This is a genomic window from Shewanella waksmanii, assembly GCF_043643685.1.
Lineage (GTDB): Bacteria > Pseudomonadota > Gammaproteobacteria > Enterobacterales > Shewanellaceae > Shewanella > Shewanella waksmanii_A.
In genome coordinates this window covers 228893-255254 of record NZ_JBHZSN010000003.1, presented here as the reverse complement: position 1 = coordinate 255254, position 26362 = coordinate 228893, and the positions used below count along the sequence as shown (strand labels likewise).

The window sequence follows — 26362 nt, the reverse complement described above, 5'->3', positions numbered from 1 at the left end:
TCGAGCTGATTTTTGCAGCAGTTTGTGGGTTCTTTATACAAGGCAGAGGCTTTGATATGTAGTTGCACTACTTGATAAGCCAATAACGCAGTAGAAAGGAACCACAAACGCTGCCCGAAGGGTTCGGCTACAAGCGTTTTACTCTTTGTTGAGAGGTATTTTGCTTAGCATGCTAGGCGGCAAACCTCTCGCCGCGATAAAAACGCTTGTATCTCGAACAAAATTTAACCGCGAAAGGTCAACACGCCCTAGACCTTGGATAGGTAAGCAAATAAGAGCTATGCAACCCAAATCTATACAAAAAAGCGCTATGCAAACAAGCTTCATGCACATCAACGATAAGCAATCAATGAATGCTTGGATTGTTGCTGCGTGCTGGCTGGTGTGTTGGTTTGTATTCGCGATGTTTACCGCATTGCTTTCTTTACCTGCACATGGGACAAGCTGGGCTGACTTTACTCAGCCGTTAGCGGGCAAACCCGCTGCCATTGGCAGTTATGCCAATGGTTGTATTATTGGCGCGCAGCCATTAGCGCTTGCAGGTGAAGGCTATCAGGTGATTCGTAGTCAGCGTCAGCGTTACTATGGTCATCCCAATTTAGTGAATTTTATTGAGCAGCTAGCTAAAGCATTTAAGCAGCAAAATGGTAACGACTTGCTGATTGCTGATATGTCGATGCCCCGCGGCGGGCGCTTTCAATCAGGACATCGCAGCCATCAAAGTGGACTTGATGTGGATATCTGGTTTCGCCATGGACAAGGAGAGTTAACGGTCGCTGAACTTGAGTCTCCGCTAAAGCAAGATGTGGTGACTAAAGGCACGTTGTCGGTCAATCAGCAATGGCAAACTAGCCATGCAACTATGATAAGACTAGCAGCTGAGGCGCCTGAGGTTGCGAGAATTTTCGTTAATCCAGCGATAAAACAGCAGCTGTGTAATATGTCTTGGCAAGACGACACTTGGCTGCAAAAAGTCAGGCCGTGGTGGGGACATTCTCTGCATATGCATGTACGCTTGTGTTGCCCGGATAGTGATACTGAGTGTCAAAATCAATCCGTGATACCAGCGGGCACCGGGTGTGATGAATTAGCTTGGTGGCAACAGCAATTAACTGCGCCCAAGCAAGTTGAAAACTCGCCCAAGAAACCCGCTAAGCCTAAGATCAAAGTGCTTCATCCGCAGTGTGAGCAGATATTGCAGCGCTGATTTCTCTCATAGAAGCTGATGTGAGCGAGTTAATTAAAACCAGTATTTGCATATGACCTGCATGCTTGTTTAAGCTGTAGCCTGGATTTTGCTTGATTAGGGATGATCAATGTTATTTCGTTATGCTTACCGCCTTTTATTTGTTGTTTCTGTTAGTTTTCCTTGCGCTACGTTCGCCGTGACCAATTGGGTTGATTTTGAGCTTATCAATGGTCATATCAATCTCCCCGTATCAATTGCTGGCATTGAAGGGAAAGCCATCTTAGACAGTGGTGCACAAATCAATGCGATTAATACCAGTTTTATCAATCGACACAACTTAAGCTTTAAAAAGTCAGGTAAAGTCAATGTACAAGGGGTTTATGGTACCCAGCAGCATCAAATGTACAGTGATGTTATGGCGACCTTATTCGGTGCGGAAATAGAACTTGATAAACTCGCGTCAATGCGGATTGGCCATCATGAGACCCAGCTTATTTTAGGCGCCAGTTTAATGCAGCGATTTATTTTCCAAATTGATTATCCCAATAGTCGATTGCGTCTATTTGAGCGCGATAACCTTGATATGACTCAGTTTGAAAACATTGATATGCAAATTAACCGCAGTGACGGCCAACCCATTGTTAAAGTGGAGTTGAATGGTCAGAAGTCAGCATGGTTAGTGATGGATACAGGTAACAATGGCGGCCTGTTTTTAAAGCGAAGTATGGCCGATGGTTTAGGCTGGTTAGAGGACTATGCCACCATATCCGGTGAATCTCGTGGGGTAAACAAGTCGGGATTAGTTGAACATTTTCAATTACCGGAAGTAAAGTTTGGCCCTTATGTTGTCGAAAATGTGGCATCGACGGTTCCTGCAAAAGGTCAAAAAGAGTTGGTAAGTGGTCAAGATAGGCGAACACTGTCGCGTTTTAAAGGTAAGAATATTAAAGGCTTGCTTGGATATGATGTACTAAAACACTTTGTGTTAACCATAGATTATCAAGCAGGGCGTATGCATGTTGGGTTGCCGGAAGAAAGTTAGCATGAGCACAGCATGATAACTAACGTGTTAAAACAAAAAAGGGCGACTCAAATGAGTCGCCCTTTTTTATTTCTTGGCTGTTTTTTGGAGCTCAATTGGCTCAACGGCATTCAGCAACAGCTCGATATTACTTAGGTTGTAGCGCTAAGCTTCGACCTTTGCGTTGTCCGTCGTGGCTGGTGGCCCGCACTGCGTGGATTTGCTCAACACTGGGTTGCTGCTGATGCCAATTTCCTTGCTTATCTTGGTATTCAATCGGCAAAGCGGGCAGGCTGGTGCTGGTTTTTAGTTGCTTACCATCGATTTGAGTGCCAACCGTTGGAATGCGGTACTCGATGCCTTTGCGCTCTAACTTAGGCAACACTTTTAAGCTTAATGTCGTTGCGAACGCAAACCATTGTTGGTCTCTTTGATGCTGTGCAGCTTTATCAAAGTGGTTTGTTGCCTGGTTATACTGTTTACCTTCGTAATCGTATGGCAATGCCCATTTTGGAAGGTGCCAAGCGCGTTCAGCTAAGGCAAATAATCTTGGGTAGAGCATATATTGAGCACGCTCATCGGTGCGGATCATTTCTGTCCATAAGTGGCCTTGAATGCCTTTAAATTCATTGCCTTTTTTAAGCTGTGACTGGCGGTCATCGCTTTGGTATGGCTGCTCTTTGGTATCGCGCCATATTTCCGCATGGGCAGGTAAGTTATCTGGCATAAACTGGAACACTTTTTCAGTAGAAATGTGTCTCGCGGCCCAATGGTTTCCTGGCTCTTGTGGGTGGGCTTGATAAGGGAAGTCAAAGTAGGTGACATCGGGTGTTGAAATCACGGTTTGCCAACCACGGTTAGCTTGCTGATGGGTAGCTACATGGCCTTTATGATAGAGCTGCGACCAAGAGTTAGTTTGGACTTTGCTTGGCATGTTTTGAGTGCGGGTTTCGCCCATGCCGTCATTCCAGCCAGCCACTTGAATGCCTTTTTTATTTAACATGCTGGATATGCGTTCAATGAAATACCCGTTCAAGGTATTTAGGCCTGCGAGCTGGTCCCCTAGGCGCTTTTTTAATTGTTGGCATGAGGGGGAATCAACCCAGGCTCCAGCAGTTTCATCGGCACCAATATGATAAATATATAGTGGCATACCCGCTTGTTTGTGCATGGTTTGTACATCGCTAATCACGGTGTCGATAAAGCGATAAGTGGCATCAATACAGACATTTAATGTATTGTCCGTATAGTGCTGAATTGAGTAGTAATGGGTGGTATCTTCTGGCTCAATCAGCCGGTATTTAGTTGCAGCTTGTTGCTCGCCCTTAGCTAATAAGCGTTGGTATCTTGACTCCATTGCATGAATCGCAGCTCGGCTATGGCCGGGCATATCCAAAGATGGGATCACTTGGATGTGGCGTGCTTTGGCATAGGCCAAGATATCTAAGTAGTCTTGTTGGCTGTAGAATTGTTTTTTGGTGGTCTCAATGTCACTGCCTAACTGTGGCAACAAACAATTTTTTGGCGTCTCTTCAAAACAGCGACGGCTGCCCACTTCGGTTAACTCGGGTAACGAATCAATAGCCAAACGCCAACCTTCATCATCGGCTAAATGTAGGTGAAGTTTATTCATTTTATGGGCAGCCATTTGCTCTAGGGTTTGTAGAATAAATGCCTTGCTTAAGAAGTTTCTTGCCACATCTATGTGTAAACCTCTAAATGGGTAGTGTGGCGCATCGTCTATCTCCATGGCGGGTATGGTTAAATCATCGGTGGTAACTAGCCCTGCGAGTGATTGTAGGGCATAAAAGGCACCTTGTTCATCGTGGGCTCTAATCGTGATTTGCTCCGGCGTCACCCGCATCTGATAACCTTCGTCGGCGAGAGTATTGCTAGCGCTAATTTCGATATTCACCGCTAGGCCCTGGTTGGATTGCGGAACACCTAGATCAGATAAACGTGCGAGCACAGCAGTTAACTGGGAGTCGTTAATACCGGTTGTGGTTAGTGAGATGCCGTTACTTAAATCCGCAGCGGCAAGTTTGGGCAGCAGTTGCTGCGACTTGGGGGTAGGAATCAATCGGTGTTTAACGTCAATGGTGTCAGAAAATTGCGGTTGAGATTGATAAATGGCTTGGCTGTCAGCCCATTGGGTATTGTCATTACTTGCGAGTTTAAATTGTTTGTTTCTATCAACAAACGGGCGAAGGTATGGTTGCAGCTCTAAGCCTGTTTCTGGTTCAATCACTATCCTGGTACTGTCGATAATCTGTGCCTGTTGCCCTTTGCTGTGGACAAAAAAGTTAGGCATAAACTCACTGCGGGTGATCTGACTGCCGCCGCTGATAAAGTCGATAACGTAAGTCTGGTTAGCATCGAATCCGCTGAACGTTTTTTTAGGGGTTATTTTATGTAAATCACCGTTGATATGGGTGATGTTAAATTGTGCGGAGCTTGATTCAACAACCGGCATCAGATGACTAAAGTAAATTGCCCAGTCAGTACTAGATAACGCTACTGGCAAGGTTAAGTGTAATCGTGATTGATAACAGCTATCGAGCCCATGAAATTTTGATATGGCTTGCGGGCATTGGGCAAGATGACTATCGACCAATTGATAGTCAATATCAAGCTGCTCACTAATGACTGTTGACGCAGATTGACCATATAGGGGCAAACTCATGAGTGCTGCAAGTAGCGTGAGTCCTTGTTTTATCATGTTAACCTCATTTTTATTGTTGTTTTTTAACGATAAATTTTCGTTAGCTTGCTATTGATACTGGCGCTGGTTTTGATTGGCTATCTAAGTACAGTTGCGCCGCGCCTAGCAATGCGCTGTTGGGTTCTGTTGCGGTGACTATCTGCAAGTTTTTAATGACTTTTTGGTATGGAAAACTGGCTAGAGATTGCCAAACGCTATGGCTAAACAGATCAAAAGATTTCGCCACTGAGCCACCAAGCACAATCACTTGTGGGTCGAGGATTAAGAGTAACTGTGAAATGGCATAAGCAACATGTTGACCAAACTGCTCGAAGGCGGCTTGCGCCTCAGCATCACCTTGTCTAGCTTGTTCTGCTAAAGTTGCGCCTTTAGTGCCTATATAGCGGTCGAAAAACCGCCCTGAGGCATAATCATCAATAGTTGCATCCTTGTAGCTTACTTCACCAACTTCGCCGGCGCTGCAGTTGTGCCCTTCATGCAGGCGGTTATTAATGATAAAACCGGAACCTACGCCTGTACCAAGGCAGAGACCAATGATGTCCTGATAGGCTTTGCCGGCGCCATAACGGTGTTCGCCTGCGGTAAAGCAATTGACATCGTTGTTGATATATACGGGGCGCTGGTAATGCTGCTCTAACACCTGCTTTAAGCCAAATTCACGCCAAGCGGGGATATTGACGGCGTCATAGATGATGCCTTGTTCAGTGTTGACAATACAAGGCACTCCGATGGCAATGGCTTGGGTGTTTTCATCAAAAAACTTATCGATACAATTGATGATAAATTTGGTGATGGTTTCAAGCTCTGCATCTGCGGGAAACGCTAAGGTTTCGCTGGCAGTAATCATCTGCTGGTCGTAGTTACCAACCGTTAGGGTTGTGCCACCAATATCTAGCGTGACAATAGGGTGAGTTCGCATAAAAAACCTATAGTGATAGCGCTATACAGCAGACTGCTAGCTGACAGATGATGCTCGCTTATTGAAAATTTTAATGGTCTTATTGGCCACTAATGGTTTAGCCCAGAAACCAATGCTGCAGATATACACCAATAGGATGAAGACCACCAACATGCCGGACTTTAGGTTACCGGTTAGGTCAATGATAAGGCCGACTAATGGCGATGCTAAACCACCACCAATAATGCCTGTACATAAAATACCCGCAACGGATCCATGGTGTGCTTTCACTGAATTAAGCGCCAGTGAAAAGATGATTGACCACATAACGGAGAGAAAAAAGCCTGTCAAAGGGAAAGCGATCAAGGCCGTCTCTACCGAACCGAAGAGGGCGAAACACAGTGCAGCTATTGCTGCAGTAGAAAACATAATTAGTACCACACGGCTATCAAGTATTTTGACTAAGCCTAAACCTAATATGCAGCCAAGGGTCAGCATTAACCAAAATTGGCTCACTACCCCAGCGCCTTGTGTGAGAGGGTCGATGCCATGAGCTTGCTGTAGGTAAATTGACATAAAGTTAGCAATACCTTGCTCTGAGCCAACATAGGCTGCGATGGCAAAGAAAAACAAAATAACCTGTTTATTGCTAAGCAGGTGCTTGTAAATCGATAGCGTGCCTACAGACTCTTGTTGGTTACGGGTGACTTTAGGTAGATTAACTTTACTGACGAGCATAATCATGCAGATGGACATAATGGCGAATAACCAGTACATCGATAACCACGGCATATTGCTCGGAACAACGGATTGGGCAACGGCGGTAAAACCGCTAGCGGCAGGTGCATTAAGTTGGCTGACAAAATAACTGAATACCATGGGGCTTAGTGTACCAGCGATGCCAAATAGTAGCTGACCTGATACCGAGTAAAAGGCGAAGTTTTCTTCGCCTCCTGCCACTCTCAGTAATGGGTTTATGGCCACTTGTAGCATAGCCATGCCCATGCCGATTAGAAATAGCGACAACATGGCCATGGCAAAAGTGGGAAATAAAGCAAATAGTAATGAACCGCTAAACGCCATCAGGAAGGCAGCAATGATCACCCATTTTTCACCGTACTTATCAACTAAGATGCCAGCAGGAATCGACATGACACCATAGGCGGCAAAAAACGAGAAAGGTAGGAAACCAGCAAGCGCCAAACTGATGTCAAAATCACTCACCAGTGATGGAAAAATGGGCCCTAAAATATTGGTGATAAATGAAACAACAAAGAAAGTGATCAGCACTAGCGCGACGATAAACTTGTTTGTCTTCATGACGATTTCCCTATGGATTTATCAGTATTATCAGCTTGTAGTGCGATAATCATTATGTTGCCAAGTTGTTGGTTTTTATAGTTTGCACAGGAATGACAAGCTGGAGATATACTTAACTATCAAATACTAATATTTTTCTAATTTGTCGTTGGGTGGCATTGCTGGTATTTGGTTGTCATTAAAGTTTTATCAAGCGTATTTACTTTAAATGCGTTGGTGTTTATTTTTTTGATTAATTAAATTGAGGTTCTTGTATGATTTTTATTATTACCACTTTAAAAAAGGCTAAGAGTAGAAACTCTTAGCCTTTTATTTTACCGGATTCGTTTATTGATTAATTGACTACAAAAAGAGTGTCACTGGTTGCAGGTGTCCAATCTGCTTGAGATACGTGATCAGCAATAACTGTGTATTCTAATCCCATATAGGTGACAAGGTCGCCAGCTTGATAACTCACATTTTCTGACCATATTGCACTCGGTGTGCTTTTCACCCACAAATTAGAATTTGCAGTTGGTGCCCAGTTATCTTGAGCTGTATGAGCGATAACAGTTTTATACACTACATCTTGATAAGTGACATAGTCGCCAACTTGGTAGTTTGCATTGTTTTGCCATGCAGGGGCATAGTTATCCATAGTGTCAAACTTGTATCCTGCCGCTTTTGCCAGCTCAATGAATTCAGCGAGTTTTGGCAGGTTTAAGGTTGCACCTTGTCCGCGCTTGCCGTCTTCAAATAAGAAATCATGGGTAAGGATAATGACTTTATCTGCATGTAGGGAATCGCCGCAGGGGAAGTTTTGTGTTTTAGAGTTAACCGGGTTAATGGTTACTGGGGCACAAGCGTTAAGTGCCGCATCCACATAAGCTAGCATATCAGCTGCTTCTGTTAAGCTATTTGCTGGGTAGGCAATTCCCCAGTTTTCAGGTGCCCAATCTAGATCCCAGCCATGAATCAGGTAATTTTTGTCGGCCAAAATGTTTGATACTTCAATGGCTGCTGCTGAGCTATTTGATGGGTTGTCAGGATCGCACACATAGCCTGGCTCCCAAGGTTTAAAATCATCAGAGGTGGCGCAAAGGCCATCACCTTTTAGCTCGCCACTCGAGCGCCAGCCATTGGTATAAGGTAGGCGGGCAAGTGTTTCACCTTTGTAGTTTGGGTAGCTCTGGATATTGGGAATATAAGACTCTAATACTGTTAGGTTCTTATCAAACATTGACGCATCATAAACTGGATCTTGGTAAGAGTTAATCTGGTGGTTACCGGTTGCGTTACATTCTGCACCACTGGTTGGGCCAAACTCTTCTACACAGTTATGGATCATATGGTCATAGCTATGGTTACCAACTACATGGCCGCCTTTAAGCGTATCTAGCAGTGCCACTAATGCTAAGTCTTCATTCTCATCACCAATACCATCTAAGTGCCATGCATTGACATAAAAAGTGGCTTTGATACCGCCGGCGTTTAATGTATCAAGTAGCGCCGGGGTTGCGTTCATAGGGCCATCATCGAATGTCAGGTAGATGGTTTTATCGTTAGCCTGAGCTTGGCTCATTGTGGCTAAGCCAATAGAGAGTGCTGCTATTAGGGGTCTGATATTCACAGTAAATCGTCCTTTTGTTATTCAGGGTAATTATTAAATGCCATTTTGTTTTATTAGGTTGGCATTAAATAAGCTATCGACTTATGTGATGGTCAGTTATACGAATCAAATTTGTTGATATATTATTCTATCAAATTGATTTTTGTTCTCATTTTTATAACTCTGTGTTTTTTGTAGGCAATAATTGTTTTGTTACTTTCAAGTTTTTGTTTAGGTTTTATGATTTTTTCTACTGATTTTAAAAGATTTGTTTTTTGTTACTTTTGAATTTCTGTTTTTTATAATTATTTATAGTTAGATTTAAATTACTTTAAAGGTATATTTCTTTGTCTGGTCAGATGAGTTGGTGTGCGGAATCGGCTCTCAGTTAATATATATTAAGGTCTAATACTCATATGAGCTTAAAAATATTAGGCTATGCAGGTCACCATTCAAATGAGACCTCAGAGATACCTCGGCATAGGTAAGATTGAACTAAACGGATTTTTGTAATGAAACCAATGTGCGAAAAAGTCATACCATCTAGCAATAGCTCTTGGCGATATGTAAAGTATGATATGCCTCAAATAGACTTTAATTGGCATTACCACCCGGAATACGAAATTTGCCTTACGCTGAATAGTCAGGGGCTACGTTATGTTGGTGATAGTATTGCTGATTACGGGGATGCTGACTTAGTTTTAGTTGGACCCAATATGCCCCATACTTGGCACAGCAGTCCCAATGAAGATGGATCTTCTCAAGTTGTTCATGTAGCACAAATCCCTAAGGTATGGATAGAAAACCAAAGTGCTGACCACCCAGAAATGCAAGCTTTGGAGCTGATGCTGAAGCGCTCCGGTCGTGGGATCGTATTTTCAAAACAAACCGGCATTTATGCTAAAAGCTTGTTTGAGAGAATGGAGTCTGAGAATACGTTCCAGCGTTATATTCTGCTGATGGAATTGTTCAATACGATGCTGCAAGATAGTGATACGCAGCCATTATCCAGCAGTTTTTTCAGTTATGGTGATAAAACTGATGCTGGCATTGATAAGTTAGATAGAGTAATAGAGTTTATTTATAAAAACTTTGATACGCCACTTTATGCTGATGATATGGCGAAACTAGCCCATATGAGCACCAATCATTTTCATCGCTTTTTCAAACGTCGAACTGAGCGGACACTCACCGAGTTCATCAATCAACTGCGTATCGGAAAAGCTTGCAAATTACTGATCACATCTAACCATCCTATTGCGGTGATCAGCGATAAATGCGGCTTTAATAATATTTCTAATTTTAATCGTCAGTTTTTGTCGATTAAAAGCTGCACCCCAAGTCAATTTAGAAAACAAATCCGAGTAAAGCACTTACTGTCGTAAGTGCTTTACTCGTTAGTGGTGCTATGCACTCAGTGCATAGCCGCCTTTTAGATGAGCAACCTGATCAAATCCGAGTCGATGCATCGCTTGCGCGGCTATCAGTGAGCGACTGCCGCTGCGACATACCAATACCCATTGTTGCTGCTTCTTATCATTGTTTTGCTCGATAAATTGCACTAAGCGAGTTAGTGGAATGTTCAGCTCGCAGCTGTCGATATCGGCAAGTTCATGTTGAAGCGCGTATTCGTGGGGTTCGCGAATATCAACAATTTTTAAGTCGTGGGGCTGGGATAAAACTTGGCGCAAGCTTTGGCTGGTGTACTCGGTAATCGCCAGTTTTTGACAATCTTGGGTATAGGCGCCACACATGATGGTTTCACCCACCTCATCGGCCAAATGGGCATCAAGTTGCTGTTTACGAGCAACGAAATCGTCACAACTAATCGAGTGAGTTAGTACCGACATCAGTAAACTATTGCGCTGAATTTCTGCTTTAAAGCTAGTGGTAAATTCATTGTGATAATCGTGGCTTGCACAGAGTAAGGTGTCGTCACCAATTAATCCATGTAGATGCTGTAGGCTATGATACATAAGCTCTGCGCTGCTAGAGGCGAAATTGGTGCGTCCTAAGCTACCCATTAATACGGTATCACCACAAAATGCAAAGTGAATGTGCTGCTGAGCATTGATTAAAAGGTAGGTTACGCTATCTGCAGTGTGACCAGGTGTAGCAACTTTTATTAGTTGCAAACTGCCTAAGCTAATGGCGTCGAGCTCGCTGTTATTGAGTACCGCTTTGCCATGGTCTGTCGGCCAACCTAAGTGATCACTGTCTTGATGTTGTAGGTATAACTTAGCTAATTTACTGCGACCTGATTCATGATCAGCGTGTCCGTGAGTATCAACAATAGCGACTGGCTTTAGTTGCTGACATTGCAATAGCGTATCAATACGATCGACCAGCTCTGGTACTGCGTCAATAACCACAGCTTGTTGACTGTTTTGGTCCGCATAGATCCAGCAGCAATTTGCCCCAGATCGCAATTCTACTAGGCCTTCTAGTGGTGCTTTATCATTGATTGTCGTTTGGCTTTGTCGTAAGCAGCTATGGCCCAAAGCATTGGCAGCGATTTGAATGCGCTCACAGGCTTGGTCGACTTCATCTTGAGTCATCGCTGGGCCAAATGATAATCGAATGGCACTTTCACTTTGCCATGCTGGTAGCCCCATGGCATCAAGTACAAAACTGCGGGTCACTTTAGAGCTGCACGCAGAACCTGAGCTGACTCTGATGTGTGCTGCGTCAAATAAGTCCATGATTTCTTTGCTGCTAAAGCCTGGAATGGCAAAGTTGAGTGTAGTGGCAACACTGTTGTTGAAGTCATGGTTAAACACAATACTTGGGAAAGCTTGGGCTAAGCTTGTGGCGAGCTGCTGGCGGAAATCGTTGAGCTTTTCAAGCGAAGCAAAAGGGCTACCTTCAGGGTGCAACAACATGTCAAAAATGACATCGAGTGCGGCTAAGCCTGGTAGGTTTTCTGTGCCTGATCTTAGGCCGCCTTCTTGGCCGCCGCCTGCGATAAATGGGGTAAATGGAGCTTTATCACGGATGTAAACGAAGCCAATGCCTTTGGGGGCATAGAGTTTATGGCCACTAAATGGAGCGTAATCAATGCTCGTATCGGCGAGATTTAACGGTCTTTTTCCTAATGCTTGAACGCAATCTACCATCCAAAAAGTATTGGGATTATGTTGGCGGATACAGTTATCTAGTGCTTCAAGATCTTGATACACCCCCGTTTCATTATTGACCGCCATGGTACAAATCATTAAGGCTGACGGGGCATGCTGGGCAATAAAGTCATGATCAAGATTACCTCGGCTATCAACCGGAATCGCTTTAATGTCAGCATTGATTTGTAGCAGACTATTCCAATGTGCAAGTGAATTTGGCACGGCTTTATGTTCGGTTGCACCGTACAGCAAACAGTAGTTTTTATCAGTTTGCATGGTTTGTTTAGCGGCGACCAATGCCGACAAAATTGCCGTTTGAATACCTTCTGTCGCCCCACTGGTAAAAATCAGCTTACCCTCTCCACTGCCTAATAGTTGCTGGCCTTTTTGGCGAGTTTGCTCCATCAAGTGTTTGGCTTTTAATCCTGTGATATGGCTGCTACTTGGATTACCAAACAACTCTTGCATGGCGGCTACCACTGCGTTGGCGGCTTGGGGAAGTACTGGGGTAGTGGCATTGGCATCGAGGTAAATTTGGCTTTGGATATTCGCTTGGTTCATGACTGACTCTTATGATTATTTGGCTGTCGGTTATCAGGATTATTTATATTTCTTTTGGTGATAACTAATTCGATTTGGTTATATTAGCAGTTTATAGGTATTGATCAAGATCACATTTAGGGCTTGTTTGGCCGACATGCTTGAATATGTGTCAATGGCGCGAAGAAGCTAGGGCTATAAAGTTAGAGCGCGGAGCAACGCAGCTCCGTTTAGCAGCGAGTTTTCGTCTATTATCAATCATTGATTGAAACTGTTTACTGCCACAGTGTGTTTATTGATAAATATTAGACGAGTAAATTGTTGTTTTAAAAGATTATTTTTAGCTGAAGAAGCTGGAGGCGCCATTGCATACGCAAGTTAATTTAAGTTTGATCTTGTCGGCATTATTTTGGGTTACACCGGCCACAGTGAAGGCTGATACGGGCGCAGAGCAACAATCTTATTGGGTAAGTAGCGATAAGATTGAATGGGGATATCTCAACCCCTTACGGGGAGATAAAAGTCCTGCAGCGGCAAATTTATGGGGCGATCGCACCCAGAATAAAGCGACAGGTATGCTGGTGAAATTCAAGCAAGGGTTTGCGTCTCCGCCACATATCCACAATATCAGTTATCGCGGCATCGTAATTGATGGACTAATGCATAACGCTGCTCCTTCAGCTGCTATGACTTGGATGCCGCCTGGCTCTTTTTGGACTCAGCCAGCGGGTGCAGACCATATTACCGCGGCAAATAGCAAGGATAACCTTATTTATCTAGAAATTGATGCGGGCCCATACTTGGTTCAGCCATCTGCCGAGGAGTTTAACAATGGTGAACATGCATTAAATCTTCATCAAGCCAATATGGTGTGGCAATCGGCTAAGGATGTAAATTTCATTGCCAGTCCACAAGTGCAACTTACTCAGTTATGGGGTAGCCCATTGCCTGGTAAGCTCGGTGGCACATTGCTTCGCATTCCGGCAGGGCATCGTGGTCAGCTAATGGCCAATGCTGCTGAGTTTCGAGCTGTTGTGATTAAAGGGGCGATTGAGTATCAATCAAATGAAACTGGTGAAGCGGTTAGTTTAAATACCGGTAGTTATTTCTCGTCGGTAGGCGAATTTACTCATGATATCGCCCCATTGGATGATGCCAGCTTGCTATATATTCGAACTGATGGCGAATACAACATCGTGATGGATCAATAAAGGCAGCTGCATAAGCTATTGATACAGACCTTAGCGAGCAACTACACTGCAGCGCCATAGCTAGGCGCTTTCGATTTTAGCGATGACAAGCTGGTCTTGTGCTTGTCCTGCTCGCTGAAATACGAAATCGTTCATGCAATTATCAAGTGATTAAAAATCGTAGATTATTCCTCTCTGCCGTGTACACTGAGCTATTTGTTTGGCAAGCGCAAATGCCACTAATGCCTCAGCGTTTTGACGTCACCTTAGGGAGTTAATGTGGGCTGTTTACGATTTTTAGTGGGACCAACTGCTCGTAAAGTAATACAACAACAAGGGTTGAATCCTGGGATATTTAGTCGGTTGATGGCGGCGTCAGGCGGGCCTAAATGGATTGGTATCGCCGCGTTGGATCGCTATCTATTTTGTGAATTCTTAGCGCAGCGACAGCATGTGATTCACACTCTAGGCGCATCATCTGGCGCATGGCGGTTGAGCTGTTTCGCTCAACAAGATATTGCAGCGGCATACTCTCGGTTTGAGGCTTTGTATATAAACCAGCGCTATGATGTTAAACCTTCCCCTGAACAAATCAGCGCCAATGTCGGCAAAATTATTGATGGTATTCTCGGGGCTAATGCTGGTGAGGATATAGTAAGTAACCCTATGGTTAATAGTCACTTTATTGCGTGTCGAGCCAAACATCTCAATGCCAGTACTCATCGTAGTCAGCTTGCCGCTGGATTACTTGGCTCCGCGGCAACCAACCTATTCAGTCGCCGCAGTCTAGGTTGGCATTTTGAGCGCACCGTATTTGCCACACAACCAAGCAACTCGCCGTTTACCCAGTTAGTTGATTTACCGACAACGTCAGTGGCATTAAGCGGTGATAATGTAAAACAAGTCCTATTAGCAAGTGGTGCGATTCCATGGGTGATTGCTCCGGTTACCAATATTGCTGGTGCACCTCAAGGGGCGTATTTTGATGGTGGCATCACCGATTATCATTTTGATATTCCCCATAGCGATCGCGATGGATTAACGCTTTATCCGCACTTTTACCCTCATATGAAGCCAGGTTGGTTTGATAAAACCTTGCCATGGCGCAGTGCATCTGAAAACTACCACGATGCGTTAGTGTTAGCGCCGACTCAGGAGTTTATCGATAAGCTGCCCTATGCCAAGTTACCTGACCGTGACGACTTTAGTCGCTTGAGCAGCGATGAACGCATTCAGTATTGGCAAACAACCTTGAAGATGAGTCAGCAATTAGCCGACGAATTTGCTGAGGTGGTTGCTCGCGGGGTGGTTGCTGACCGTCTGCAAGATTTATACTAGGGCGTGTTGATTGAAATAAAATGGTGTCATTTCCTGTCTAATACAGTAACGGGCAAGCGGTAAACTGTGGCTTCAAAGCAGCTTTGAGTGGAACTGCTACACTTTAAGTTGGTTGAAGAACTTTATTGTCTGACTTTCCACTGTAGCCGACCCAGATGGGGAGGGGGTAGTGATGTTAACTCATGAAATGGCGTTAATTACACGCGATGCGTTACTGTTACCAGACGGGCGTATTGAGGTAAGAGTGGTTGATCCCGCGCAGCTTGAAGTGATTGCTCAGGTGCTAAAAGGGCAATATCGTCTCGCGTTTGCGATGGAACGAGCTGATAAAGCCATTCCTTGTTATCCCGCTGCTACAGAGTGCAGCATCATTGATTTTAATCTGCTTGATGACGATAGCTTAGGGTTGGTTTTAGAAGGCCAACAAAGAGTAAAAATCCTATCAGCTGCCCAACGCCGCGATGGTGTTTGGATAGCGAGAACCTTGGCTTCAAATAATTGGCAACATGAACCGATAGAGGGTGAGTTTGAACTTATCAGTCAGGCTTTGGCGCAGTTTTATGAGGTTAACCCTGATTTATTCGGTTTATACGCGAATTTACACCTTGATGACGCCACATGGGTAAGCCAACGTTGGTTAGAGGTACTGCCACTGTACAACAAAGATAAACAGTTGCTGTTGAGCCAGCCTGATTGTCACAAAACCATGGATTTTGTCTTAGAGTTGATAAAATCTCATGCCAGATAAGTCGGCGCAGATGATAGCGTAACCTGATACAATAGCTTGGTTTATTGTTATTTGAGCCCAATATGTCATCCCATCGTTCAGTTCGAGCTCAACAAGCTTCCCACATTGCCATTCCCGAGAACTTGCCAGCAGATCAAACGGTACTCGCTTTTTTATGCCAGCGTTTTCCCCATGTTGCAGAATCGCAGTGGCGCCAAAGAATTATTGCGGGACATGTTTACTGGCATGATGGTTTGGCACTCAGTACCGACAGCGTGATTCGACCACGCCAACGCTTATATTATTTTCGTGAAGTTGCCAAAGAGCAGATAGTGCCATTGCAACATGAAATTGTTTATCAAGATGAGCAAATCATCATTGCCTTTAAGCCACCATTTTTAGCTTTGCACCCCAGTGGTCAGGTGGTCAATGAGTGTTTGGTTAACCGCTTGCGGCAGCAAACTGGCTTAGCAACGATTGTGGCTGCGCACCGATTGGACAGGGCTACTGGTGGATTAGTGTTGTTGTGTAAGCACGCTCAGCATCGTGATGCTTATCATCAGTTATTTCGCGACGGTAACATTAACAAGGTTTACCAAGCTATCGCCCCGGTTACGGAGCAGCTAACTGAGCAGTTAGCTCAAGGTGAATTAAGTTTACCTATTGAATGGCAAGTGAAAAACAGAATTGTTAAAGGCAGCCCCAGTTTTACCAGGCAGGTGGTTTCAGGTGAGGCTAATAGTCATTCATTGATCACTTTGCAGCAGGTTAAGCAGGGTCTAGGTTTATTTAGCTTGTCACCAATTACAGGCCGCACTCATCAATTACGGGTGCATATGGCGAGTTTAGGGATGCCTATCGTCAATGATCGGTGTTACCCAGTTTTATCTCCGGCTCACGCTGATGATTATCAGCGACCATTGCAGCTATTGGCGCAACGACTCACCTTTGTTGATCCGGTTACGCAAGCCAAGGTGGATGTGCATTGTGAACCATTGAAGTTATAATTGTATAAAATATTCTATTGTTGTTTTTTAATGCAGTTCAGATTATGCTGATTTGATGCACAAGGCTTAATTACCCTGAGTTAGGCTGATAAGAGGACAATAATATGAATAAAACAGCACTTGCTTCGATCACTGTGGTCGCGGTGACATTAGCAGCGGTTACGTTATATAGCCAGCAACAGTCAATCCAGACTCCCCAAGTGTCGCAGCAACAGAATGACACCAAGCCGGCACCGACTGCGCAGTCGTCTGAGCTTGCGGTAGAGAAAAAGATCACTGCGCCAGTATCGCAGACCGCGCCCGTTGAGCAGCGGCCAAATCGTGTGGTTAATGAAGATGGCTTTGAGCAGCAAGTGGTTCAGCAGCGTCCGCAAAAGCAGCCGGTAGCGCGACCTGACTCTCCTCATGCTCCCCATGCTCATCGTGCACCCACACAGCCGCCACATAGCCCTGAAGACTATGCATATCATACCCATGAAGGCACGGAAAAAGTTGCCAGTGCACCTGTTAGCCGCCCAATGCCTAAACCTGAGCAATAAAAACTAGCAGCGATTGCAACCGCTAATATGTCTAAGAGCGATAGGCTTCAATTAGCCACTGACATAGCAGTTTAGCGTTTGCTACGCGGCGGTTCGAACTGGGTTGTACTCATATCTGCATGTAATACGCGAATATCTGTGGGTTCGCCATTTTCCGCGAAAAACACATGCCCAATACCACTTTTGTTTACCAATCTTTGGCTTCGGGCGCCATTGGGCATTCGGCCACGAATTGACATTCGTTTTCGCTTAGTAAAGAAATTCAGTGGTGAGAAATGACCATATAACCAGCCATTGAGCTTATCAAAGCAAGGTAGTAGCTTTTCAGGAAATTGATTGCGAATACCGCTGCTGGTGATTTGGTAGATTCGCGGGCCGCCCTTTCTAAATCGAATCCGAATATCGTAAGCGAAAGAGTAGTGCACATCGCCAGATAAAATCACAAACTGTTGTGGTGTTTTGCGATGTTGGAAGATACTCAACAGGGTATTGGCGGTGCCGGGGTGGGCCATCCAGTTCTCGGCATCCACAAGTAGCGAAGCGCCGACTGCCGTGCCGACTCTTTGCACGGTTTCTATCATTTTTACCCCGAAAATTGGCGCAGCTGAAACGATGATCACTTTGTCTTCACCCACAAGCTGTTGCTGGAAATCCATTAATGCTTCCCAGTCCATCAAGCCTGATGGTTTCGCCAGATTAGATTCGCTCCGCCAGCGATTGGTACGGGTGTCGAGGACCACTAATTTAGGGCTGGTATTGAGTTGGTAATGCCAGTGCTCAAACTTAAGTAAATCATCGATCAGGCTGTCATGGGTCGCTTCATCATAGTTGCTGAGAAATTGCGATAACTTAGGCATTATCTCGGTTTTAAATGCGTCAGGTGCATTGCCTAAGGCCTGAAACAAGGTGTAGCCAATCAGTGCATTACCAATGATGCGTTTGGAAAAGCGGTGTCTATAAGCGGCTTCTTCCCACTTCGCCGTTAAATTCCAGTCATCAGTAATGTCATGATCATCGAAAATCATATAGGTTGGCAGGTGGGCCAGCAGACGTCTGACTTGATGCAAGCCCGCTTTAAACTCTAGTAGGTGTTGCCACTCTTGCTGCCAACGCTGGGTAAGTTTGGGAGAAAGCCCTGCCACATCTTTAGGAATATCAATTAACTGCCACAGTTCAGGCGACCAGGTTAATAAGTACAACGCCATGATTTCTGACAAACTAACTAAGTGGTTCTCAGCTAAAGATGAGGTAAAAACCGGATGATTACGGTACCAACGCCCTAGTGCGGTGTTGGCCGGATACTCGGTGTGCGGCAGCAATTTTTTATGCCGCTGATACATGGCAGCTGGGTGGTAGCTTATCTGTTTGCTGTGACAGAGCAATTGAGCATCAAGCTCCTCGTCATTGAGCCCTAGCAGTTCAATGACTTTGCCAATGGCAAACAACATAGGTCCGGCGATATCATCAACATAGACTTGGTCACCGCTCATCATTAGCAGGCTAGGCCGTGCCGACAAACTTAAATCTTGGCTAAGCTGGGTATCGGCCGCAACCAAAGCATCACCACTGTGATGATGCGCATTGCGACATGAGCCATGCAGTAAGTGCTCAATAGTTGGCTTAATGAAAAAGTTTGGTCGGCTTTGCTCGTCGTAGTTTAAGCCTTCTAATTTCGCAAACAGTTCGCTGTTGTTGCTAAATACTTGATAATTTATCGACTCATGACTGGGGATGAGCGCTGGCTGGTGTACATGAATTAAGTACTGGTAAGCGTGTTGACCTAAAGGCGATATAGTAACTTGTTCAGGCGTTAGTGCTTGGGTAAAGAGTGAAGTGGGTTGCGGGGCTGCTTGTGTCAGCTCAAGCTGCAATTCAGGCAAAAGCTCACGGCTAACAAACCATAAGGTGAAATGATCATTGTCGCAGTGCCGTAACATCGGACCTGCAATAATTAAAGGTAAATTATTGGGCGTCATGCCGCATCCATTTCCAAGCAAAATAACGGTATTGGCTCAGATTATCGAACTGCAAGCGTTTTGCAAAACATTAATCGTCACAGAATATGAATATATCTGTTCGCAGCGGTACCGATTGAATGGCCAAGTTAACTAGCGGGTGAGTAGGGCTGGTTATTTAAGTAAGCCTCATCGGCCAGCGCTAACATGGCGAAGTCTTCTTCGGTGTCACCATAGGCATAAACTCGATGATAGTGTTCCAGCGAATAGGTATTTAAGATGCGCTCACTCTTGGCTTGTTTGCAACAGTCGCCTTTTACGTAGAACCCGCTGAGCTTGCCTTGATGGTGTTCGACCTCGCTGCAGATTAAATCAAGGCCATACTGCTGGCACCAAGGTAACAGATAAAGATCTAATGAAGCCGATACGACCACTACATGATGGTTTTGTGCTTGATGCCAGCGGATGCGCTGCAACATTTGTGGGCGAACAAAGTGATTAATCTTGTCATGGGTATAGCGATAACCTAGCGCGGCTAATTGGGCATGACTTCGGCCGCGCAGTGCCACAAAACTCACTAATCTTCGTAATGGGCTTGGCGGAATGATGCCGGCTTTATAGCCGAGATACAGCGGAAGCAATAGTGGCCCAAAATAGAGTAACCGCCATGGCTGTGCACTATAACGCATAAACTGGGTAAAGGAGTCAGCAAAGGTGATGGTGCCGTCAAAGTCGAAAAAAGCGATAGCGGGGGTATTTTTCGGCATGTTAACGTTCATCTTTAGGGGTGTCCATCACCACAAGCGTCGTTATGGCATTGACGTTGGGAATATCACCTAAAACCTCGGTGTGGAAGTGTTTGTAAGCGGTTAAATCTTGGGTTTCAACCCTTATCAGATATTCATTGGCACCAGTGACGTTATGACATTCAACCACTTCAGCGGCTTGCATGATGTCTTGCTCAAAGGCTTTTTGGGCAGCTTTACTGTGATTGGATAGACCAATAGTGACGTAAGCAATAAAACCTATCCCCATTTTCCCTGCATCTAACACCACACGGTAGCCTTTAATAATGCCACTTCGCTCTAATTCTTGTACACGTCTTAAGGTTGCGGAGGGTGATAAGCCAACCTGCTGAGCAAGATCGACATTGGAGAGTTTGCTGTTGATTTTTAGATTTTGCAATATTCTTTCGTCAAACTTATCCATAATGACCTTTTGTTGTGCATGCTAGGTATATTTGGTAGCAAATAGAAGTAAAATTTACTCTTTCACGCGATAAAATACAATACAGTTTAAAGCCGTTTTCGGGAGTCGTCGTGGAACTACAAACTCTTATTGCCCTATTGACGTTTGCTTTTGCGTCAACAGTATCACCTGGGCCGAATAACATCATGCTGATGACCTCTGGGGCAAATGTCGGCTTTATTCGCACCATCCCACACATGTTGGGCATCACGTTAGGGTTTAGTTTTATGGTGATTTTGGTTGGGGTAGGTTTGATGCAGGTCTTTGCTAAATGGCCGTTGTTGCAACAGATCTTGCAAGTGTTGTGCATCGCTTATCTTGTCTATTTAGCGTTAAAGATTGCCTTGAGTAAACCAAGCCGCCATAGCTGTGCCTATCGGCCAATGAGTTTTCTCGCTGCGGCTAATTTTCAATGGATCAACCCCAAGGCATGGTCAATGGCCCTGACAGCGGTGAGTGTTTACAACATTAATGGCACATGGCAGGGGGTGCTGGTGGTCTCATTGTGTTTTGCATTAGTCAATATCCCTTCAGTCAGTATATGGGCTTATGCTGGGCAGAAGTTGCAGCGCTGGCTTAGCTGTGACCGTCGCCTGCGTGGCTTTAATCTAGTCATGGCAGCGCTATTATTACTGTCGTTGCTGATGATGTTTTAGGGACAGCAGACCTTTTTCGGTGTTCGCAATAAGCGCTGTCCTTATCACTACACCTTGAACTGCCCAATTTGCTGCTGAAGTTGGCTTGCTTGTGATTCCGCATGGCCAATGGCTTGGGTTACTTGGTGTATTTGATTAACACTTTCGTCGGCTTTATCACTGATAGCGCAAATATTCTCACTAATCAGTTGTGCCGCTTCAGTTTGCTGAGTGATAGCACTGGCAATTTCATTGGTTTGTTGTTGGAATTGTCCAAGAGCATCCGTAATGGCATTAAAGGTACTGGCGATTTCGCCGCTGTGCTGCATACAGTGCTGAGTGTCGGTTTTGCTGGCATCCATGACGGCAACCGTGTCATTGGCACTGGTTTGCAATCGCACAATAATCTCCTGAATTCGTGAGGTAGAATCTTGGGTTTTTGATGCCAGAGAACGAACTTCATCGGCTACCACGGCAAAGCCTCGACCTTGCTCTCCGGCTCTTGCAGCTTCAATTGCTGCATTTAATGCCAGCAGGTTGGTTTGTTCAGCAATGGTTTTAATCACGTCTAAAACTTCTGAAATATTTTCCGTTTCGGCTTTTAATAAGCTAGCAACTTCAGAAGCTTGGGCAATTTGGGTGTTTAACTGCTCTATGTCTTTGACCGACTGACTGACGACTTTCAAACCGCTCTGTACCTGTTGATCGGTTTGCTGAGCGATATCATAGACGCTGACAGTTCGTGCTGAGACGTGTTCTGAAGTTTGTGCCATTTGTGTGGCGGCGGTAGCCACTGATTCTATCTGTTGTTTTTGGCTGGTGATGTGACGCTCAGATTGGGCGATGGAAGTTTGCGCGCCTTCAGTTTGTGTCTTTACATGGGTTGCAGAATCACGGGTACCTTGAACTAAGCTTTGCAACTGTTCAACAAATTGATTGAACGCTTGCGCCAATGCGCCTAGTTCATCTTGACGGTTAAGGTTGATACGTTGTGACAAATCGGCATCGCCCCTTGCGATGGTTTGCAGCCCTGTGAGTAATTGTTTAATCGGCTTTAATTGCCAGCGACTATAAAGTGCGATGGCGATTGTCATAATGACTAGGATGATGACAATCCTTACTAGTTCAGCAATCTGTGCTTGTTTAACCGGTAAGGCAATTGCGCTTTCTGGCACCATAACAGCAACCTGCCAACTGAGCTTGGGGGCTTGAAGATTTATCGGCTGGCTATAGACGCGGTATGCTTGGTCTTGCCATATCACTGGATAGTCATTGACTGGGCCGGCTAACATGGCGCGTTGCAATGCAGTGAATCCGGTAGCGTGGGAGTATTGCTGGTCTACATCGCCTATGCGTAGCTTCTTGCCTGTAAAGGATTCAATATCTGGAAAAGCAACAGCTGTGCCTTTATCAGTCATTAAGAATGCTTCACCGACGCCATTAACTTTAGCCATGGCCATTAGCTCTTGGGTAAATCCGGTCATTTCTACATCTAAGCCAACACTACCAAGCAGCAAGTTGTCGCGGTATAGCGGTTGTCGCATCGCGACAGCCAGTCTTCCTGAGAGATCACGCTGGGGGTCTTCGATATAAAGCTGGTTTACTTGTAGCAGTTCTTGCCACCAAGGGCGGGTGGATACGTTGTAGTCATTGTCTAAGTAACGGCCATAAATATCATAGTATTCATGGGTGACGGCGGATGAAAAATAAGGCGTGACGATAAGGGGATCGCTGGCTGCAATCTGATTAATGAATGCTAATAAGTCAGTGACTTTTTGGTTATTGTCGTAACTGGCACCGCGTTTAGTCAAACTGGCTATCGCATCCATTGTTGTGGGGTTCAGGAATAAGGCGTCAGACTGTAATTTCTTGGTATGCAGGATGTTGGTCAGTTCAGTGGTGACTCGATTTAATGACTGTTTTACCGCTTGTTGATAAAAGGTTTCAGTCTGATCGGTAACGCGTTGAAGGTTGATTGCACCATTGATGACGGTAATGCTAAATAGTGCGATACACAGACCGACAGTCAGTTGAGCGACTAAAGAAGACTTAATTTTATTTAACATAGTAATAGTTATTATTTTTGTATTTTAAATATTGTATACACCAAAATCTTTGACGAGTCATCCTTACAGTTGAATAAAAAATGTTCAGCTTTGAATGCGAATAGTGCCAGTGTTTTTCACTAGGGTGTGGCTCTTTTACGGTTAAATTTTTTCGGGAGGCTGAGTCAAAAGCGATCGATTAAATGTGCTGTTTTTACGATGCGTTGAACGACTCGCTGTGTTCATATTGCAGCTTTTCAACTGCTAATCCCGACCAAAGTAATACCGAGATTGGTATAAATCAAATCGAGAAGAAAGCCTTGACTACCCATAGTGACTGAAACCCCATACACTAGCAGCACAAGTTGAAATTGGGGGCGGATTGATGAGTAAAGTGCTGGTAACCGGGGCGAGTGGTTTGTTAGGGCGTGCAGTATATGCTGAGTTGTCGCAGCAGCCACAGTTTGAGGTGGTTGGATCGGCATACCGTCGCACTCGCCCACCATTACAATCTATTGATTTAACCAGTGCAGAAGCGATTGATGAGGCCTTTTCGACCATAGCTCCAGATATTATTGTCCATTGCGCCGCGGAGCGTCGACCAGATGTGTCGGAGCAAGACCCTCAAGCTGCACTGGCGCTCAATGTTGAAGCAACCCGCGCTTTAGCATTGGCCGCTAAACGTCATAATACCTGGCTTATTTATATTTCAACCGATTATGTGTTTGATGGCACGGCGAGCAATTACACTGAGCTTGATAAGCCTAATCCGGTGAACTTTTATGGTGAATCCAAATGGCGCGGTGAACAGGTGGTTCAGGCAGTCAGTGATGACTTTGTGATTTTGCGTTTGCCGATTTTGTACGGCCAGGTTGAACGAATTGATGAGTCAGCGGTGTTGGTTTTACTACAGCACCTAAATGCCGAGCAGACACAAAGCATAGATAACTGGGCGGTTCGCTCACCGACAAGCACTGCAGATATTGCCCAGACTTTAGTGAAGTTGATACAGCGTAAAAAAGTCACAGGTGATGTACATGGCATCTACCATTTCAGCGCATCGGAGCGGATGAGTAAATACGATATGTTGCTCAAGCTTGCTAAGTTAGTGGGCAAAAGTGCTGAGCACCTTGAGGCGGCAGATTTACCGACAGATACCGCTAAGCGGCCTCAAGATTGTAGTCTTTTGTGCCAACGTTTAGATGAGTTAGGCATCAAATCTGAGTTGAGTTTTTTAGAAGGCGCTTACCAAGCTTTGGCTGATTCCCCCCAAGCCTTAAACCTGGTTGGTATGCAACTGCATCAGCAGGAGAAATAATACCATGCAGTTGAACAATGCCTACCGCGCAGGCGAACAACTCGCTTTGTTGTGGACAATGGGGTTGGTATTAAAGTTATGCCTAACCTTTATTTTTGCCGATACTTTTGGCCTGTCGCTACACAGCCCGTTGCTCAATTTAACCTTACTGGTTGAAGCGATTTATTTAGCCGTAGTGATTTGGCATCGTGACAGGTTACTCAGTAGTGACAAGCGTTTATTTTTCGCCTTGGCGATTGATAGTTGTTTTTGGATCAGCTGGCTGTATTTCTCTGGTGGTGCCACCAATGCGTTTATTTCGCTGTTATTAATGCCCATTGCGATTTCAGCGATTCTATTACCTTATTGGGCTCCTTGGACTTTGGCTGCGATATCAACGCTTGCGTACTCGGTTATGGTGTTTTCTATTCCAGAATCGAGCATGCATCACCATGGTATGGACATGGGATCCCATTATTTGGGGATGTGGTTCAACTTTGTGATCTCCTCGCTAGTGTTGACGACGACAGTGGCATACATTGCTAAACGAATGCGCCGCCAAGATGCTGAGCTTGCTTACATGCGAGAAGCTCAGCTGCGACAAGAGAAGCTGCTGGCATTAGGTACGGCCTCAGCGCAAATGGCACATCAATTGGCGACTCCTTTAGCGAGTTTACGCCTGTTAATTGATGAGCTTAGTGATGACTTGCCCAAAGATGATCCTATGTTAGCTGATATGAATGCTGCCCTAGGTGTTTGTGAAAAGACCCTTGCTGATTTGCGTCAGGCAACCGAGTCTATTAGGCAAAGTGAGCCGCAACTCCAAGCGGTTGAAGCCTTGACTGAACAGTTGCGAGAGCAGGTTGCGTTATTGATGCCGCAGGTGCAATTGCAGTTAACGTCAGTGCCGCAATCCTTAGGCTTACAGTTGAGCAGTGATGCCAGCTTGTTACCAGCACTACTGTCATTAATTGAAAATGGTGCCCGTGCGAGTTTTGAAAAGCAGGGGCAATATCGGGTCGAAGTTGAATTGAGTCATGATGATTTAACCCAGCAACTTCTGGTCGTGGTCAAAGACTTTGGTGCGGGTATTCCTAAGGGCCTATTAAATCAACTCGGCCATAATATTGTCGAAAAGCCCAAGGGGATGGGGATTGCATTAATGCTCAGTCATTCTAGTTTTGAACGTCTTGGCGGGCGATTGTTATTGAGCAGTCATCAACAAGGTGGCACATTGGCACAAGTGGAGTTGCCGGTATGGGAAAATTGAGCCAAAAACTATTGATCATTGAGGATGATGTCGCCCTAGCCGGGGTGCTGGCACGGCGTATGGGCAAACATGGTTTTGAGTGTCAGTGTAGCCATGATGCGAGCCAAGGCTTGTTGTTGGCACGCCAATTTAAGCCTTCGCATATTTTGCTGGATATGAAACTCGCCCAAGATAATGGCTTAGCGATGATAGCACCACTGCGTCAGTTGTTGCCCGATGTGGTCATGGTGTTATTGACCGGATACGCCAGTATTGCCACAGCTGTTGAAGCTATCAGACTTGGGGCTGACAACTATTTAGCTAAGCCGGCCGATACGCAGACATTGCTCAATGCATTGAACGTGCGTCCCAATGAGCTAGCTGACGTTGAGCTAGATGATGCGCCATTGAGTCCAAAACGTTTAGAGTGGGAACATATTCAACAGGTGTTGACTGCCAATGGCGGTAATGTCTCTGCCACGGCTAGGCAATTAGGCATGCACCGCCGCACTTTGCAACGTAAATTGTTGAAAAAACCAGTTCATGAATAAGCTGGTTTATGACTAGGCCGGTTGATGACTAAGCCCGTTGATCAGTAGCGAAATACGATTAAAGTATGTGGCTTGAAAAGAATCCCCGAACGCTATCTTAGAGGAGAGTAGAACAATTCGGGGTGGGTAATTTGCAGTGGTGAAGTTCCCATAAATGTTAAAGATTTGGCTTGTGGCAGATTGT

The 26362-nt window shown here is 45.0% G+C and carries 21 protein-coding genes; 12 read left to right on the top strand and 9 right to left on the bottom strand.

What is annotated here, in order from left to right; translation table 11 throughout:
• Positions 1-280 precede the first annotated feature (280 nt).
• Together mepA and ACHUFW_RS06155 are read left to right on the top strand one after the other, a co-directional pair.
• Complete coding sequence (gene mepA / locus ACHUFW_RS06160) at positions 281-1207, top strand: penicillin-insensitive murein endopeptidase (protein ID WP_394201473.1); 927 nt, start codon at positions 281-283, stop codon at positions 1205-1207.
• A 109-nt stretch (positions 1208-1316) separates the two neighbouring features.
• Positions 1317-2231, top strand: a complete 915-nt coding sequence (locus ACHUFW_RS06155; RefSeq protein ID WP_394201471.1) for an aspartyl protease family protein — start codon at positions 1317-1319, stop codon at positions 2229-2231.
• A gap of 127 nt (positions 2232-2358) precedes the next feature.
• Here ACHUFW_RS06155 and ACHUFW_RS06150 read toward each other — a convergent pair whose 3' ends face one another.
• The 4 genes from ACHUFW_RS06150 to ACHUFW_RS06135 form a co-directional block, all read right to left on the bottom strand.
• Positions 2359-4929 (bottom strand): family 20 glycosylhydrolase, encoded by a 2571-nt coding sequence (locus ACHUFW_RS06150; RefSeq protein ID WP_394201470.1) that lies wholly within the window; start codon positions 4927-4929, stop codon positions 2359-2361.
• A 43-nt stretch (positions 4930-4972) separates the two neighbouring features.
• Positions 4973-5851 carry an ROK family protein gene (locus ACHUFW_RS06145; protein ID WP_394201468.1) on the bottom strand — a complete coding sequence of 293 codons (879 nt, stop codon included), beginning with the start codon at positions 5849-5851 and terminating at the stop codon, positions 4973-4975.
• Positions 5852-5887: 36 nt separating this feature from the next.
• Positions 5888-7150, bottom strand: coding sequence for an MFS transporter (locus ACHUFW_RS06140; protein ID WP_394201467.1), 1263 nt, complete (start codon positions 7148-7150; stop codon positions 5888-5890).
• A gap of 334 nt (positions 7151-7484) precedes the next feature.
• On the bottom strand, positions 7485-8759 hold the full coding sequence (locus ACHUFW_RS06135; RefSeq protein ID WP_394201465.1) for a carbohydrate-binding protein: 1275 nt from the start codon (positions 8757-8759) through the stop codon (positions 7485-7487).
• 491 nt (positions 8760-9250) lie between these two features.
• On the opposite strand from ACHUFW_RS06135, the gene ACHUFW_RS06130 reads away from it, so the two are divergent.
• The gene (locus tag ACHUFW_RS06130) at positions 9251-10123 is read left to right on the top strand and encodes an AraC family transcriptional regulator (protein WP_394201463.1); all 873 of its coding nucleotides are present in this window, start codon (positions 9251-9253) and stop codon (positions 10121-10123) included.
• Positions 10124-10144: 21 nt separating this feature from the next.
• Here ACHUFW_RS06130 and ACHUFW_RS06125 read toward each other — a convergent pair whose 3' ends face one another.
• Positions 10145-12418 (bottom strand): aminotransferase class V-fold PLP-dependent enzyme, encoded by a 2274-nt coding sequence (locus ACHUFW_RS06125; RefSeq protein WP_394201461.1) that lies wholly within the window; start codon positions 12416-12418, stop codon positions 10145-10147.
• A 344-nt stretch (positions 12419-12762) separates the two neighbouring features.
• Between ACHUFW_RS06125 and ACHUFW_RS06120 the strand changes: the two genes are divergently transcribed.
• The 5 genes from ACHUFW_RS06120 to ACHUFW_RS06100 all read left to right on the top strand — a co-directional run bounded on the left by ACHUFW_RS06120 (position 12763) and on the right by ACHUFW_RS06100 (position 17198).
• On the top strand, positions 12763-13608 hold the full coding sequence (locus ACHUFW_RS06120; protein ID WP_394201460.1) for a DUF4437 domain-containing protein: 846 nt from the start codon (positions 12763-12765) through the stop codon (positions 13606-13608).
• A gap of 258 nt (positions 13609-13866) precedes the next feature.
• Positions 13867-14925, top strand: coding sequence for a patatin-like phospholipase family protein (locus tag ACHUFW_RS06115; protein ID WP_394201459.1), 1059 nt, complete (start codon positions 13867-13869; stop codon positions 14923-14925).
• 172 nt (positions 14926-15097) lie between these two features.
• Positions 15098-15673, top strand: coding sequence for an LON peptidase substrate-binding domain-containing protein (locus ACHUFW_RS06110; RefSeq protein WP_394201718.1), 576 nt, complete (start codon positions 15098-15100; stop codon positions 15671-15673).
• Between the two features lie 62 nt (positions 15674-15735).
• Positions 15736-16659 (top strand): pseudouridine synthase, encoded by a 924-nt coding sequence (locus ACHUFW_RS06105; RefSeq protein ID WP_394201457.1) that lies wholly within the window; start codon positions 15736-15738, stop codon positions 16657-16659.
• Between the two features lie 104 nt (positions 16660-16763).
• Positions 16764-17198 carry a hypothetical protein gene (locus tag ACHUFW_RS06100; RefSeq protein ID WP_394201456.1) on the top strand — a complete coding sequence of 145 codons (435 nt, stop codon included), beginning with the start codon at positions 16764-16766 and terminating at the stop codon, positions 17196-17198.
• Positions 17199-17269: 71 nt separating this feature from the next.
• On the opposite strand, the gene ACHUFW_RS06095 is transcribed toward ACHUFW_RS06100, so the two are convergent.
• From ACHUFW_RS06095 to ACHUFW_RS06085, 3 genes are all read right to left on the bottom strand, one after another.
• Positions 17270-19174 (bottom strand): alkaline phosphatase D family protein, encoded by a 1905-nt coding sequence (locus ACHUFW_RS06095; RefSeq protein ID WP_394201454.1) that lies wholly within the window; start codon positions 19172-19174, stop codon positions 17270-17272.
• Positions 19175-19302: 128 nt separating this feature from the next.
• Positions 19303-19932: an HAD family hydrolase gene (locus tag ACHUFW_RS06090; RefSeq protein ID WP_394201453.1), complete on the bottom strand. Its 630-nt coding sequence runs from the start codon at positions 19930-19932 to the stop codon at positions 19303-19305.
• Entirely contained in the window at positions 19922-20362 is a 441-nt protein-coding gene (locus ACHUFW_RS06085) for an Lrp/AsnC family transcriptional regulator (protein WP_394201451.1), read from the bottom strand. The genes ACHUFW_RS06090 and ACHUFW_RS06085 overlap by 11 nt, the downstream gene beginning before the upstream one ends.
• Before the next feature lie 110 nt (positions 20363-20472).
• Here ACHUFW_RS06085 and ACHUFW_RS06080 point away from each other — a divergent pair, with 110 nt between their 5' ends.
• On the top strand, positions 20473-21057 hold the full coding sequence (locus ACHUFW_RS06080) for a LysE family translocator (protein WP_394201449.1): 585 nt from the start codon (positions 20473-20475) through the stop codon (positions 21055-21057).
• Positions 21058-21104: 47 nt separating this feature from the next.
• Here ACHUFW_RS06080 and ACHUFW_RS06075 read toward each other — a convergent pair whose 3' ends face one another.
• The gene (locus tag ACHUFW_RS06075; protein WP_394201448.1) at positions 21105-23102 is read right to left on the bottom strand and encodes a methyl-accepting chemotaxis protein; all 1998 of its coding nucleotides are present in this window, start codon (positions 23100-23102) and stop codon (positions 21105-21107) included.
• Between the two features lie 364 nt (positions 23103-23466).
• Between ACHUFW_RS06075 and ACHUFW_RS06070 the strand changes: the two genes are divergently transcribed.
• The 3 genes from ACHUFW_RS06070 to ACHUFW_RS06060 are packed head-to-tail and all read left to right on the top strand — an operon-like array spanning position 23467 to position 26178.
• Positions 23467-24399, top strand: coding sequence for a dTDP-4-dehydrorhamnose reductase family protein (locus tag ACHUFW_RS06070; RefSeq protein ID WP_394201447.1), 933 nt, complete (start codon positions 23467-23469; stop codon positions 24397-24399).
• Between the two features lie 4 nt (positions 24400-24403).
• Positions 24404-25648, top strand: coding sequence for an ATP-binding protein (locus tag ACHUFW_RS06065; protein ID WP_394201446.1), 1245 nt, complete (start codon positions 24404-24406; stop codon positions 25646-25648).
• On the top strand, positions 25636-26178 hold the full coding sequence (locus ACHUFW_RS06060) for a response regulator transcription factor (RefSeq protein ID WP_394201444.1): 543 nt from the start codon (positions 25636-25638) through the stop codon (positions 26176-26178). Before ACHUFW_RS06065 ends, ACHUFW_RS06060 begins: the two co-directional genes overlap by 13 nt.
• Positions 26179-26362 lie beyond the last annotated feature (184 nt).